Origin of the sequence: Dyella sp. A6, assembly GCF_036320485.1 — a bacterium.
GTDB lineage: Bacteria > Pseudomonadota > Gammaproteobacteria > Xanthomonadales > Rhodanobacteraceae > Rhodanobacter_A > Rhodanobacter_A aluminiiresistens.
Map to the genome: position 1 here is coordinate 237496 of NZ_CP132911.1, position 12619 is coordinate 250114.

The 12619-nt window shown below is 62.5% G+C and carries 11 protein-coding genes and 1 pseudogene; 8 read left to right on the top strand and 4 right to left on the bottom strand.

The window, feature by feature from the left end; genetic code table 11:
- Positions 1-18: 18 nt before the first annotated feature.
- Entirely contained in the window at positions 19-1206 is a 1188-nt protein-coding gene (bioF, locus tag RA164_RS00960; RefSeq protein WP_329742120.1) for an 8-amino-7-oxononanoate synthase, read from the bottom strand.
- A gap of 78 nt (positions 1207-1284) precedes the next feature.
- On the bottom strand, positions 1285-2331 hold the full coding sequence (gene bioB, locus RA164_RS00965; protein WP_329742121.1) for a biotin synthase BioB: 1047 nt from the start codon (positions 2329-2331) through the stop codon (positions 1285-1287).
- A 163-nt stretch (positions 2332-2494) separates the two neighbouring features.
- Here bioB and RA164_RS00970 point away from each other — a divergent pair, with 163 nt between their 5' ends.
- Positions 2495-3187 (top strand): ComF family protein, encoded by a 693-nt coding sequence (locus tag RA164_RS00970; RefSeq protein WP_329743449.1) that lies wholly within the window; start codon positions 2495-2497, stop codon positions 3185-3187.
- Between the two features lie 25 nt (positions 3188-3212).
- On the opposite strand, the gene ubiA is transcribed toward RA164_RS00970, so the two are convergent.
- Positions 3213-4106: a 4-hydroxybenzoate octaprenyltransferase gene (ubiA, locus tag RA164_RS00975; protein WP_329743450.1), complete on the bottom strand. Its 894-nt coding sequence runs from the start codon at positions 4104-4106 to the stop codon at positions 3213-3215.
- 215 nt (positions 4107-4321) lie between these two features.
- Complete coding sequence (locus RA164_RS00980; RefSeq protein WP_329742122.1) at positions 4322-5299, bottom strand: integron integrase; 978 nt, start codon at positions 5297-5299, stop codon at positions 4322-4324.
- A gap of 524 nt (positions 5300-5823) precedes the next feature.
- Between RA164_RS00980 and RA164_RS00985 the strand changes: the two genes are divergently transcribed.
- From RA164_RS00985 to RA164_RS01015, 7 genes and pseudogenes are all read left to right on the top strand, one after another.
- On the top strand, positions 5824-6231 hold the full coding sequence (locus RA164_RS00985) for a hypothetical protein (RefSeq protein WP_329742123.1): 408 nt from the start codon (positions 5824-5826) through the stop codon (positions 6229-6231).
- A 26-nt stretch (positions 6232-6257) separates the two neighbouring features.
- The gene (locus tag RA164_RS00990; protein WP_329742124.1) at positions 6258-6557 is read left to right on the top strand and encodes a hypothetical protein; all 300 of its coding nucleotides are present in this window, start codon (positions 6258-6260) and stop codon (positions 6555-6557) included.
- An 85-nt stretch (positions 6558-6642) separates the two neighbouring features.
- Positions 6643-7578, top strand: a complete 936-nt coding sequence (locus tag RA164_RS00995; protein ID WP_329742125.1) for an STM4504/CBY_0614 family protein — start codon at positions 6643-6645, stop codon at positions 7576-7578.
- A gap of 1220 nt (positions 7579-8798) precedes the next feature.
- A pseudogene (locus RA164_RS01000) lies at positions 8799-9876 on the top strand (IS3 family transposase).
- A gap of 200 nt (positions 9877-10076) precedes the next feature.
- Entirely contained in the window at positions 10077-10448 is a 372-nt protein-coding gene (locus tag RA164_RS01005) for a hypothetical protein (RefSeq protein WP_329742126.1), read from the top strand.
- 21 nt (positions 10449-10469) lie between these two features.
- Positions 10470-10922: a hypothetical protein gene (locus RA164_RS01010; protein WP_329742127.1), complete on the top strand. Its 453-nt coding sequence runs from the start codon at positions 10470-10472 to the stop codon at positions 10920-10922.
- A 583-nt stretch (positions 10923-11505) separates the two neighbouring features.
- Positions 11506-12303, top strand: coding sequence for a hypothetical protein (locus tag RA164_RS01015; RefSeq protein WP_329742128.1), 798 nt, complete (start codon positions 11506-11508; stop codon positions 12301-12303).
- Positions 12304-12619 lie beyond the last annotated feature (316 nt).

The following is a 12619-nucleotide window of genomic DNA, read 5'->3' on the forward strand; positions in this document are numbered from 1 at the left end:
GCGGGCGGGCCGTAGCCGCTATGCATGGCTGCGGCCTATGCCGGGCAAGCGACCCAGTGCATCGAGCAGGCGGTCGACATGCGCGTCCTCGTGCAGTGCCGACAGCGTGATGCGCAGGCGGGCCTGCCCCTGCGGCACCGTGGGCGGGCGGATCGCGACGACCAGCAGACCTTGTCGTTCGAGCGTCCGTGCGGCATCCAGCGCAGCCTGCGCGTCACCCAGCAGCAGCGGCTGGATCGCGCTGGACGAGGCCATCAGCGGCAGCCCGAGCTGATGCGCACCGGCGCGGAACCGGGCGATCAGGCTGGTGAGTCGCTCGCGCCGCCAACTGTCCTGCTGCGCCAGCACGACGGCGGCATGCGTGGCGGCGGCCAGCGCGGGCGGCATGGCGGTGGTGTAGACGTAGGTGCGGGCGAACTGGGTCAGTCCGTCGATCAGTCCGGCCGGGCCGGCGACGAAGGCGCCGCTGCAGCCCAGCGCCTTGCCCAGGGTGGCCATCAGCACCGGCACATCGGCCTGGGTCAGCCCGGCCGCGGTCACGCTGCCGGCGCCATCCGCGCCCAGCACGCCCAGGCCATGTGCGTCGTCCACCATCAGGGTGGCGCCTTCGCTGGTGCACAAGGCGGCCAGTTCGCGCAGCGGGGCCGTGTCGCCGTCCATGCTGAACACGCCGTCGGTGGCAAGCAGGGCGGCAGCCTCGGGCCGGCTGCGCAACTGGCGGCCGGCAGCGTCGATGTCGGCGTGCGGGTAGCGTTTCAGTTCGGCGCCGGCCAGCTGCGCGCCGTCGAGCAGGCAGGCATGGTTGAGCTTGTCCTGGATGCAGGCGTCACCGCGCCCCAGCAGGGCCTGCAGCGTGCCGAGGTTGGCCATGTAGCCGGTGGAAAACAGCAGCGCGCGTTCGCGCCCAGTCCAGGTGGCCAGTGCCTCTTCGAGTGCGGCGTGTTCGCGGCGATGGCCGCAGATCAGGTGCGCCGAGGCGCTGCCCACGCCGTCGCTATCCGCGGCGCGCTTGAGCGCGTCGACCAGTGCGGGATGCTGCGCCAGTCCCAGGTAATCGTTGCTGCAGAAGCCCAGCAGGCGGCGGCCATCGGCCTGCAGCCAGGGGCCTTCGACCTGCTCGACCACCCGCAGCCGGCGACGCAGGCCGGCCTGTTCGCGCGCAGCCGCCTGGGCGCTCAGGCGTTGAAGAAGGTCGGGGCGGGTCATGGCGTCATGCGGCTGCTGGCGTGGTTCGAGTGCGCGCCGGTATCCGGGCCCCGTCTGCGCGGGACCCGGTGTCGTCGCTCAGGCCGCGGCGCCGCAGCCGCAGCCCTGGCCACAGCTGGCCGCTGCGTCGTTGTCCAGGATGTCGGCATGCACGGTACCGGGGGTTTCCACCACTTCCATCGCATGCAGGTCGAGGCGGCGGAACAGGGCCTGGTCCTGTTCCACGTCGGGGTTGCCGGTGGTCAGCAGTTTTTCGCCGTAGAAGATCGAACCGGCGCCGGCGAAGAAGCACAACGCCTGCACCGCGTCGTCCATCTGCTGGCGGCCGGCGGACAGGCGCACGACCGAGCGCGGCATCAGGATGCGCGCCACCGCGATGGTGCGCACGAACTCGAACGGGTCCAGCTTCTCGGCGTTGGCCAGCGGCGTGCCCGGCACCGGCACCAGCTGGTTGATCGGCACCGACTCGGGGTGCGCGGGCAGGTTGGCCAGGGCCTGCAGCAGGCCGGCTCGCTGCAGGCGCGTCTCGCCCATGCCGACAATGCCGCCGCAGCAGGTCTTCAGTCCGGCATCGCGCACCTGTTCCAGCGTGTCGAGGCGGTCCCGGTATTCGCGCGTCTGGATGATCTCGCCGTAGAACTCCGGCGCGCTGTCGATGTTGTGGTTGTAGTAGTCGAGCCCGGCGTCCTTGAGCTGCTGCGCATGCCCGTCGCCCAGCAGGCCCAGCGTGGCGCAGGTTTCCAGGCCCAGGTCCTTCACCGCGCGCACGATCTCGGCAACCTTCGGAATGTCGCGGTCCTTCGGGCCGCGCCATGCCGCGCCCATGCAGAAGCGGCTGGCGCCGGCGGCCTTGGCGGCCTTCGCGCGGGCCAGTACCGAGTCCACTTCCATCAGCTTCTGCGCCTGCACGCCGGTGTCGTAGCGCGCGGCTTGCGGGCAGTAGGCGCAGTCTTCCGGGCAGCCACCGGTCTTGATCGACAGCAGCGTCGACACCTGCACCGCGTTCGGGTCGTGGTTTTCGCAATGCACCGCGTGGGCGCGGAACAACAGGTCGTTGAACGGCAGGTTGAACAGGGCGACGACGTCGTCGCGGGTCCAGTCATGGCGGGTCGGGGAGGTGGTCACGGCGATGGCTCGTGCGGGCGAAACGAAAAGTGTGGAAGCCACTCCGAATACTGTCAACCAGATTCTGTTGACCAAGGTTGACGGTGCGGGCGCGTATGCAGGCGGCTACCATCGGTGACACACGCAAGGAGAACGTGTCGTGTCGAACCGGCTGCGGACATGGATGACCCAAGGGTGGCGCTGGCTGATGCCGCCGCGCTGCCTGCTGTGCGGCGCTGCCGGTGCCGACGGCATCGACCTGTGCGCGGCGTGTGCCGCCGAGCTCCCGCGCAACCGGACTTGCTGCGCGCGCTGTGCCTTGCCGCTGCCCACGCCAGCGGCAGTGTGTGGTACATGCCAGCGCCGGCCGCCGCCATGGCATGCCGCCTGGGCGCCGTTCCGCTACGGCTGGCCGCTGGACCGGCTGGAGTCGCGCTACAAGTTCGGTGCCGACCTGGCCGCGGGTCGTGCGCTGGCCACGCTGTGGCAACGCGAGCCGATGGTTGTCGAGCGACCCGCGCTGATCGTGCCGGTGCCGCTGCATCGCACGCGTCTGCGTCGGCGCGGCTATAACCAGGCGCTGGAGCTGGCGCGGCCACTGGCGCGACACACCGGTATTCCATGGCGGCACGACGTGCTGCGACGCGTGCGCGCTACCGGCGCGCAGACCGAGCTGGATGCGGTGGCCCGGCGGCGCAACATGCGCGGTGCGTTTGCGCTGGATCACGCCACCGCGTTGCCGGCCCATGTCGCCGTGCTGGACGACGTGATGACCACCGGCGCCACGCTGGCCGAGTGCGTCCGTGTACTGAAACGCGCGGGCGTGCAGCGGGTCGACGTGTGGGCGCTGGCGCGCGCGCCTTCGCCGCGCGGCTAGCGCGCCTTTCTGTCGCCGTTGTGGATCAGCGCAGGGCCAGCGCCAGCACCATGCCGATCCACAGCGTCAGTCCCCACCAGTTGTTGTGGCGGAAGGCCGCCAGACAGGCCAGCCGTTCGCGCGTGCGGATCAGCCACAGCTGCCAGCCAAACAGCCCGGTGGCAACCAGCAGCGCCACCCAGTATGGCCAGGCCAGGTGCGCGCGCTGGCCGACGAACACCATCGCCAGCAGCAGGGTGCCCATCAGGATGGCCAGGATCGGCAGGTCCGCATCGCCGAACAGGATCGCGGTGGAGCGCGCGCCGGCCTTCAGGTCGTCCTCGCGGTCCACCATGGCGTATTCGGTGTCGTACACCACCGACCACAGGATATTGGCCAGGAACAACAACCAGCCCAGCGGCGGCACCGTGCCCGACACAGCGGTGAACGCCATCGGGATCGACCAACCGAACGCGGCGCCGAGCACCACCTGCGGCAGCGACGTCCAGCGCTTGGTGAACGGATAGATCGCCGCCAGCGCGGCGCCGACGAAGGACATCTCGATGGTCAGCCGGTTGGTGAACAGCACCAGCACAAAGGCGAACGCCAGCAGCACGCCGAACACGATCAGCGCCTCGCGCGGCGACACCCGTCCGCTGGCGATCGGCCTGCCCGCGGTGCGCTCCACCTGGGGGTCCAGCTTGCGGTCGGCGAAATCGTTGATGGCGCAGCCCGCGGCCCGCATCGCGAACACGCCCAGGGTGAAAATCACCAGCAGCTTGCCGGGCGGAAAGTCATGCGCCGCCAGCCACAGCGCCCACCAGGTCGGCCACAGCAGCAGCAGCGCGCCGATCGGCCGGTCCATGCGGGTCAGCACCAGATAGTCGTGCGCTTTTTCGCGATAACCCGCCGGCAGCTTCCGCAGCAGCACGTCAAGCACGCGCGTGGCGCGGGTGGAACTGTCGGCCGGACGGGCCACGCCCGGCGCTTTCGCGCGTCGCGTCGGGGCCGCCGTGGAAGGTTTGCGCCGTTGGCGCTTGCGCGATGTGGGTGCCATCCGTGGAGTTTAGCGTGCGGCGCAAGGCGATACGGTGCGATGTCGTGCAGGCATTACGTGCCGGGTATGCCGGTACCGGGCGGCCGCACCGTCGGCATTCAACGATCCAGCGGGCTCAGCACGCCGTGGCCACCGCGGTTGAGCACATGCGTATAGATCTGCGTGGTCTTCACGTCCTTGTGGCCCAGCAGTTCCTGCACGGTACGAATGTCGCTACCCGATTCGAGCAGATGCGTAGCAAACGAGTGGCGGAGCGTATGCGCACTCACCGGCTTCGCGATGCCAGCTTCGCGACAGGCCTTCTTCAGTGCCCGCGAAAGGATGGCATCGTCGAAGTGGTGCCGCCGCTCGCACCCGTCACGCGGATCCCGGGAACGGCGTGTCGAGGGGAACAGGTACTGCCAGCCGAATTCACGCGGCGCCGAGGGGTGCTTGCGGGCCAGCGCATGCGGCAACCACACTTCACCGAAGCCGGCGTGCAGGTCGGACTGGTGCAGTTCTCTGGCTCGCTCCACCTCGCGGCGCAGTGGCTCGAGCAGCGTACGCGGAAGCATGGTGCGCCGATCCTTGCCACCCTTGCCGTCGCGTACCGTGATTTCGTGGCGCGCAAAATCCACGTCTTTCACGCGCAGGCGCAGTGCCTCCATCAGCCGCAGTCCCGCCCCATAGAGCAGGCTCGCCAGCAGCCAAGGGCGGCCGTCCATGCGTGCGAGCAGTCGCGTTACCTCGTCGCGCGACAGCACCGTCGGCACACGGGCAGGGCGTTTGGCGCGCGTCATGCCCTCCAGCCACGGTAGCTCGGCACCAAGCACCTCACGGTACAGGAACAGCAACGCCGAAAGGGCCTGGTTCTGCGTATTCGCCGATACGTGGTCATGCACGGCCAGCCGCGAGAGAAAATTTTCCACCTCTGGCGCGCCCATGTCGCGCGGATGCCGCTTACCGTTCGCCAGGATGAAGCGGCGGATCCAGCCGATGTACGCCTGCTCCGTGCGCAGGCTGTAATGCTTCACCCGCAATACCCGCCGCACCTCGTCCAACAGGCGCGGCGCCCGACTACCGGCAACGGAGTGCATATTCGCGTTTTCGGGGTGATACGACATACAAACCTCGTTTCGCGTGATACGCAATCCATCATGGCGATGGCATCCCGCGACGAGAGCCCGGCAACTTCTTGTTGTCGTGTAGGGTTTGTTCGCTTGACGACGACGTGAAGGCGATGGAGCATGGGTGCATATACCCGGAAACGGGGTCTACTAAGCGTTAGGCAGTTCAATGGAAGATGCATACAAGCCATGGAATGAGCAGGGTTGCCCCAGTTGCCGCGATGCCTGGCTCTCAGGCTCAAGAGAGGGTCTTTTGCATCTCGGCACAAGCAACGAACAGCACACGCGCCTGTATCGTTGCAAAGCATGTGGCAGCTACTGGCAAGAGATGGAGCGCTATGCTCAAGAGGTGTCAGTCACTCAGGCGGTGGAGCTTCGGCAACATGATTCGTTCCGGCCAGCCTAACAACTCGTTCAAGCCGACCGCCCACTGGCTACGCCAGCGGTCGGCGTCTTAACTCCAGCGTTAGATGCACCTAGGGGAGTGCGCTGATATGTCATGGAAAGAAAAGTTCATTGCTTGGTTTCTCATCTTTCAGGCGGCCGTCGGCTTGGCAATGCTTGGGTGGCTAAACACGCGCGGCCGCTTGCCGCTTGGTGTTTGGCTCACGTTATTTCCACTGGCGGTCGCTGCTCTAGTGGCGGGTATTAGCTCACTTCGCGGACATCGCTGGGGAGTCTTCTTAGGGATTGTGGTTTTTGCTATCCAAACCCCCATCGTTGGTACAAGAACCTTTCAGTTCTCTATGTGGCTCGGAGTGCACCTCGATTTGGCCGGTGTTTGGGCTGGCCATGCCAAGCTCGGCATCAACCTTGTGGGGCTGGCAATGCTCGCTTGGTCAGGTGTTCGCTATCGCGCATCTAACTCGTCGTTCAAGGCGGACGGCTCCGCCGCCGCTTAACTCAGCCGTTAGGCGTGGAGACATGTATGTCCCTAGTCCTTGAAGATTTGGTGCTCACGGCGTTCGTCGCTGTGTGGCTGGTGGCGGTCGTCACCCTCTTCGCTTGCGTCATCTATGCCATCAAGGCCGTACGTTGCGCTCGGCCAGGCGTCAATCTTTGGGGCCGCGACACGTTGTGGAATCCTGCCAATGCGCTGCTCAGCTCTGGCATGCTCACAGATGAGGGGCTTCGGTATCGCCGCAAGAGCTTAAAGTCGTTGGTTATCTTCATCGCTTGCGTCGGCGGCACGTTGCTTTTTGCGGCGATCACGGGGCAGCTCAAGTGAGCTACGGGCCGCCTAACCAGTCGTCCAAGCGGACGCGCGTACCGCCCGCCGCTTAACTCCAGCGTTATGCGAATGGAGAACGGTAGTGGCAATTTTTGATCTCTTTTCAAAACGCCAGCGGAGGCTGCGAGGAGAGGTTCCTGACGTCTACATTTACGACGAAATTCCGGATGCTCTACGGGCGCAGGTTGTCCATATTTGGCTCGACGCTTTAGGTGGTAAGGACAACTACTGGCAGGGTCAGGTACGAGAGGCTTATGAATTCATATGTGACTCCCTTTGTAGAGAATATGGGATCTTCCGACTGCCTCCGGCGAAGGACTACGGCGACCGCAATTTCGCCGAAGAACTCATAAACTTCCTGCTAAATGAGTCCGTTACAGAGCGTTTGCTCGACGCAATCGAGCTTTCGTTTAAGGTAATTGATCGGTTCACCCGTGAGCACCGATACCTCAACCGGAACAACTGCGGCGAAGTAGCTGACAATGCGATTAACGAATTGAATGTTCGCTTTCGCGAGCACGGCATCGGATATCAATTCGTTGAGGGTGAAATAGTCCGGGTTGATTCTGAATTAATGCATCAGGAAGCGGTAAAGCCTGCGCTCAGCGTTCTTCGTCGCAAGGAGTTCGCTGGCGCGCAGGAGGAGTTTCTAAAAGCACATGAACATTATCGACACGGCAACAACAAGGAGGCCCTGAACGAGTGTTTGAAATGCTTTGAGAGTGTCATGAAGTCAATCTGTGACAAACATAAGTGGAGTTACGCGCCCAACGCTACCGCGAAACAACTCCTTCAGGCTTGCTTTGACAACGGACTAATTCCCGCCTTTTGGCAAAGTCACTACTCGTCATTGAGGAGCCTGCTCGAAAGTGGGGTTCCCACCGGAAGAAATAAACTTGGCGGCCACGGTCAAGGCGCTTCTCCTACGAACGTTCCACCGCATCTGGTCGCGTATATGCTGCATATGACGGCATCCGCGGTGCTTTTCTTGTCTGAGGCCGAAGCCAATGTGCCGTAATTCGCATAACAAGTGGTTGCAGGCGACGTTTGACCCGCTGCGCACCCTTGCTTTCGCAAGGGCACGCATCGCCTCAAACGCGCCTGAACCACGGCGTTAGGTGCCATGGAATCTTCTGCGCAACATTGGCTTTGGCTCCGCATGACCGCCGTCGGCTTGAGCTTCCTTTCAGCCAGGTGGTCGCTTAGCCAAATGTCCGGCGATTTCTCACGCCCTTCCGTCCTTTTTGCAATCATCCTCACCGGTTTCTGTGCATTTGGCGTAGCATTCGTTTGGTTGCTGCAAAAAATGAATCCTTGGTCATCGGCAACTTGGCAGCGTCCTTCATGGAGCGCCAGTCCTTTTACAATGCATGCCCCTCTCCAATTGTTCCATTTGGGCGGTTGGTGCTCAGTGGCAACGGGGTTGGGCGGTTTAGTTTTCGGCTTGCTTGTCCAGCCGCGCACTTGGGCGTGGGAGGTTCCACTCAGCGCAGGTGTCGGCATACTTCTCGGTGTACGGTTGGTCAGCGATTCACGGCGCAGTGGTGCTGGCACCTAACCATTCGTTCAAGGCGGACGGCTACGCCGCCGCTTAACTCCAGCGTTAGGTGCTCAATTTGAACACTTCGGTATCCATGGAAACTTCGGTAAGCCTCAGACAGGCTTTTTTGGTCATGTTTGCGTATATCGAGCAACACTGGGAGTCCGTTGGCAAGCCCGATGCAATAGGGGCATTGCTCGGCGAGCTGTCTTTGTGGGATACCGTGAGTGGTGGCAAAGAGCCCATGGATGCCGCCGTTTTTTCCGAGTGGCTACGGTGTGCACAACATGTGCTAGCCGCCGAGGCAACTCCTGAGGGATTCCGGGGTGCCGATACTCTATTAAACGGGAAACCGCCTACAGTTAAGGTTAATCGGTGACACTATCGCGCCTAACAACTCATTCCAGCGGACGCGCTGAGCGCGCCGCTGAATTCAGGCGTTAGGGCTCAAATGCCGCATTTCGCACTTACGAGAGAAGGTTACGATCAGCTCGTCAAAGAATGCGGCGGTAGTCCACCGTCTCCGCTTTGGGTCAATGCCGGCATCCTTTCGCCTTCCGAGTTGTCCGGTTTGCGCGCCCAAGGGCTCGAAGTCACCGACTTCGCTCGGGCAGTCCCTTTGCAAGGCCCCGACGCCCCCCCGGTTTTGAGTAGCACGGCCGTTTGGAGTCCAATCCCCCAACCGAAGGAGATTGGACGTGAAGAAGCGCTTTTCCGAAGAACAGATCATCGGCTTCCTGCGCGAGGCGGATGCCGGCCTGCCGATCAAGGAGCTGTGCCGCAAGCACGGCTTCAGCGAGGCCTCCTACTACCTGTGGCGCAGCAAGTTCGGCGGCATGAGCGTGCCGGACGCCAAACGCCTGAAGGAGCTGGAGACGGAGAACACGCGGCTGAAGAAGCTGCTGGCTGAGCAGATGCTTGAGAACGAGTGATCAAGGACGTCCTGCGAAAAAAACCGTAGGCGCACCGGCCCGACGCGCGTTGGTGCGCCAGATGATCGACAAGGGGCTGAGCGAGCGGTGCGCGTTGCGCGTGGTGGGCATGAGCGCCAGCGCGTACCGCTATCAGGCGCAGCCGGACCGCAACGTGGTGCTGCGACGGCGGATCGTGGAGCTGGCGCAGCGGCACAAGCGCTACGGCGTGGGGATGATCCACCTGAAGCTTCGGCAGGAGAGCGGCGAGCCGGTGAACTACAAGCGTGTGGAGCGGTTGTATCGGGAGGAGCGGCTGCAGGTGCGCCGGCGTAAGCGGAAGAAGGTGCCGGTGAGCGAGCGGCAGCCGCTGTGTCGTCCATCGGCGCCCAACGAGGTGTGGTCAATGGACTTCGTGTTCGATCGCACCGCCGACGCCCGCGTCCTCAAGTGCCTGACCATCGTCGACGACGCCACCCATGAATCGGTCGGCATCGAGGTCGAACGAGCCATCTCCGGGATCGGCGTGACGCGCGTGCTGGATCGCCTGGGGCTGATTCGCGGCTTGCCCAAGACGATCCGCACCGACAACGGCAAGGAGTTCTGCGGCAAGGCGATGGTCGCCTGGGCGCACGAGCACGGTGTGCAGCTGCGCCTGATCGAACCGGGCAAACCGAACCAGAACGCCTACATCGAATCATTCAACGGCCGCCTGCGCGACGAATGCCTCAACGAACACTGGTTTCCCAGCCTGCTGCACGCCCGCACCGAGATTGAACGCTGGCGGCGGGAATACAACGAGGAGCGACCGAAGAAGGCGTTGGGCGGGCTGACACCGGCCGCCTACGCGAAGCAGTTAAAGTAATTCCGGACTCTAAACCGACCCGCTACTCAAAGCGGGGGGACGTCGGCCCAGGCTTAGTTGACGCAATCGGCACCATTGAAGAGCATCATCCGGGTTCGTCCATTTGGGTTGAGCATGTCGCGCAGCCCTAACCAGTCATCCAAGCGGACGGCTCCGCCGCCGCTTAATTCCAGCGTTAGGCGGGAATGGGGCACATCGCTATGGACAAGCGTGTCATCACGGGCTTCCTCATTTCGCCGTTGCTTCCAAGCGCAGTTGCTGCCGTTGTGCTCAGCGGTTCTACGTCCAACTGGTCCGCACTTCCGGCACAACTGGCGCTCATGATCGGCATCGCTGAGTTAGCGGCGCTCTTGTTCGGCGTCCCCATCTACTTCCTGGTCAAGCGGTTCCGCCCCATCGGCATGGTCGAGTGCGTCGGCTCTGGCGTGGTCATTGGTTTGTTGGCGGGGCTCGTTGGGGTGCTCGTAGGGGCCGTTTCGGGGCTAATATTTTGGCTCATTGCGGTCAAGTCGGCCTCCGCAGGGCCTAACCACTCGTCCAAGCGGACGCGCGAAAAGCCGCGCGCCGCTTAACTCCAGCGTTAGGCCAGATAGATGCAACGCAACGATCTCGAACTATTCGCTGATTACAATCAGTTTTATGTTCAAGACGAGCTCGCTTCTGGCGATCTTTCGTCTGCGTGGTCTGGGGAAGCGGTCAGCCGGTTGTTGGCGGTTGCACCAGGTGTGGTCGGGGTAGGCACTGCCAGCAACACAGACGTGCCGGTCACCGTCGAAATACATGAAGCTGCTCCGCAAGATGATTCCGCTGCCTTCGATCAAGTCAACGAATGCACGTTAGTAGTGGCACACGGCCCTTTGGTCATTGCGGGCTGCACGGACTACTTTCCGACCGCCACCCGCATCCAGGCCAAGCCAGGCACGTATAGAGTCAGGGTAAGCTACCTTGGTGTATCCGGCGTTCCCGGCTCTGAAGAGCGGTATCGTCTGCAACTGTGGCCTGCACCTGCTATTGAGCCCACTGTGGTCAAGTCGCGTGCGGCCTAACAATTCATCCAAGCCGACCGCCCACTGGCTACGCCAGCGGCCGGCGGCTTAATTCAAGCGTTAGGGCTCATGAAGATTACCCTCGCATTCCTTGCAGCAATCCTAGTACCCGTCGGCCTCATGGGCGGTTGGTATCTGGGGGGGCAATTCACTACGTTCAAATCGGACGATCCATATATCTGGGTCCGCACCGGACATTTCTTAATTCTTTGCGCGCTAATCTCGGCAGCCTTCGTACTCGTGCTGGGAATTCCGGCCTACCTTTTGCTTCGGTGGCGTAACGCAGTTCGCTGGTGGTCCACTATAGCCAGTGGTTTCGTCTTGGGTGCGGCTCCAATTGCCATATTTACTTGGCCCCTTCAGTATCCCAAGGGTGCGTCCGCAAGCGTTGATGGCATCGCCACCTTGGTCAACGGCATCCCCACTTTTGAGGGCTGGCTGCAATACTTAGAATCCGTAGCATTCTTCGGTGCTTGCGGTGCGGCCGCCGCTACAACGTTTTGGCTCATCGCACGGAGCCCTAACCACTCGTCCAAGCGGACGCGCGCACCGCGCGCCGCTTAACTCCAGCGTTAGGGCCCAGATGACGCTTCTCAACTTCTTAAAGAAAAAGCCTCCCGCGCTACTGAAGGTCTTCGTGGATGGCGCTCCGTTGTGCACAGTCACAAGTGACAACCTGCCTCGTGAGCTGACACCGACTGCGGCAGTTCGCCCCGATTCCGAGGTTTTATTCCTTGCGGCCGATGGCACCGAGCACAGACACGCACTTGGTGAAGTCCAAGGCTGGGCTCACTTGTCTGTGCGCGTGCACGAAAACCGAGCATGCCAGGCGGACTGCGTCATCACTAACTCGCCGCAGTTCGACGCAAACGCCTTTAGTCGGGGTGAGGCTCTTGGTGTCCGCTTTCAGCCCTTCTTTCTCCCCGGCAGCACCGTTACCAACTCCGAGCTAAAGGGTAAGGGGCTTTTTGCACGCGGCTTGCACTTCAGCGGCAGGGTTACCCCCGGCAATATTGTTCTGTCCTGCGAGTGCGACTGCTGTCACCGCAGTTTTCTTATCAAGTCTTATCACGCCGGCTTTAGCAATTCAGGCTACTTCTATTCGGGTTCTGGCAAGTACACCCTCACGGTGTCCTCGTATCTTGCGGGTGCGCCGTCAGCCCTAGCTGAGCCGGAGCCTGCCGCGCTGGCCGCACTCGAGGCACGTCTGCCCGACGCACCAGACGGCTCCCGTTTTTCTTACCTAAATCCATTTCGCTGCCCTTATTGCGGCGCTCCGTACATCGACTTCGCTGCCCATCCCGAGTCGCGAAGTAGCGAATACTATGGAAACTACTTTGCCGGGTCCGAGCTGCTGAGGTATGAGCCAGCCGAGCCCTAACAATTCATCCAAGCGGACACGCTGACGCGTGCCGCTTAACTCAAGCGTTAGAAGCCAGTGCAGACTTTTTGGAAAATCATGCGTGCGGTAGTTGTGATAGCTAGCGCCATCGGCACATTGCTTAATCCACCGCATATGCCTGTCGGCCTCCATTCCCAGTGGCTCATGCCGCTGGCAACACTGTTAGCCTTTCCCGCGTGTGTCGCCATCGGGTTGGCCATTCTGTTCGCAGCACGTGGCCCAAAGTTGAAGTTCACAACACCTTCTTGGAAGAACAATCCGTTAGATTTCTCTCACCCTGAACAGTTCTTCCATC

What these genes read in the sequence shown, in the direction of transcription:
- bioF (WP_329742120.1), bottom strand. Translation starts at nt 1,206, where the DNA reads ATGACCCGCCCCGACCTTCTTCAACGCCTGAGCGCCCAGGCGGCTGCG.
- RA164_RS00970 (WP_329743449.1), top strand. Translation starts at nt 2,495, where the DNA reads ATGACCCAAGGGTGGCGCTGGCTGATGCCGCCGCGCTGCCTGCTGTGC.
- RA164_RS00980 (WP_329742122.1), bottom strand. Translation starts at nt 5,299, where the DNA reads ATGCACTCCGTTGCCGGTAGTCGGGCGCCGCGCCTGTTGGACGAGGTG.
- RA164_RS00985 (WP_329742123.1), top strand. Translation starts at nt 5,824, where the DNA reads ATGTCATGGAAAGAAAAGTTCATTGCTTGGTTTCTCATCTTTCAGGCG.
- RA164_RS00990 (WP_329742124.1), top strand. Translation starts at nt 6,258, where the DNA reads ATGTCCCTAGTCCTTGAAGATTTGGTGCTCACGGCGTTCGTCGCTGTG.
- RA164_RS01005 (WP_329742126.1), top strand. Translation starts at nt 10,077, where the DNA reads ATGGACAAGCGTGTCATCACGGGCTTCCTCATTTCGCCGTTGCTTCCA.
- RA164_RS01010 (WP_329742127.1), top strand. Translation starts at nt 10,470, where the DNA reads ATGCAACGCAACGATCTCGAACTATTCGCTGATTACAATCAGTTTTAT.
- RA164_RS01015 (WP_329742128.1), top strand. Translation starts at nt 11,506, where the DNA reads ATGACGCTTCTCAACTTCTTAAAGAAAAAGCCTCCCGCGCTACTGAAG.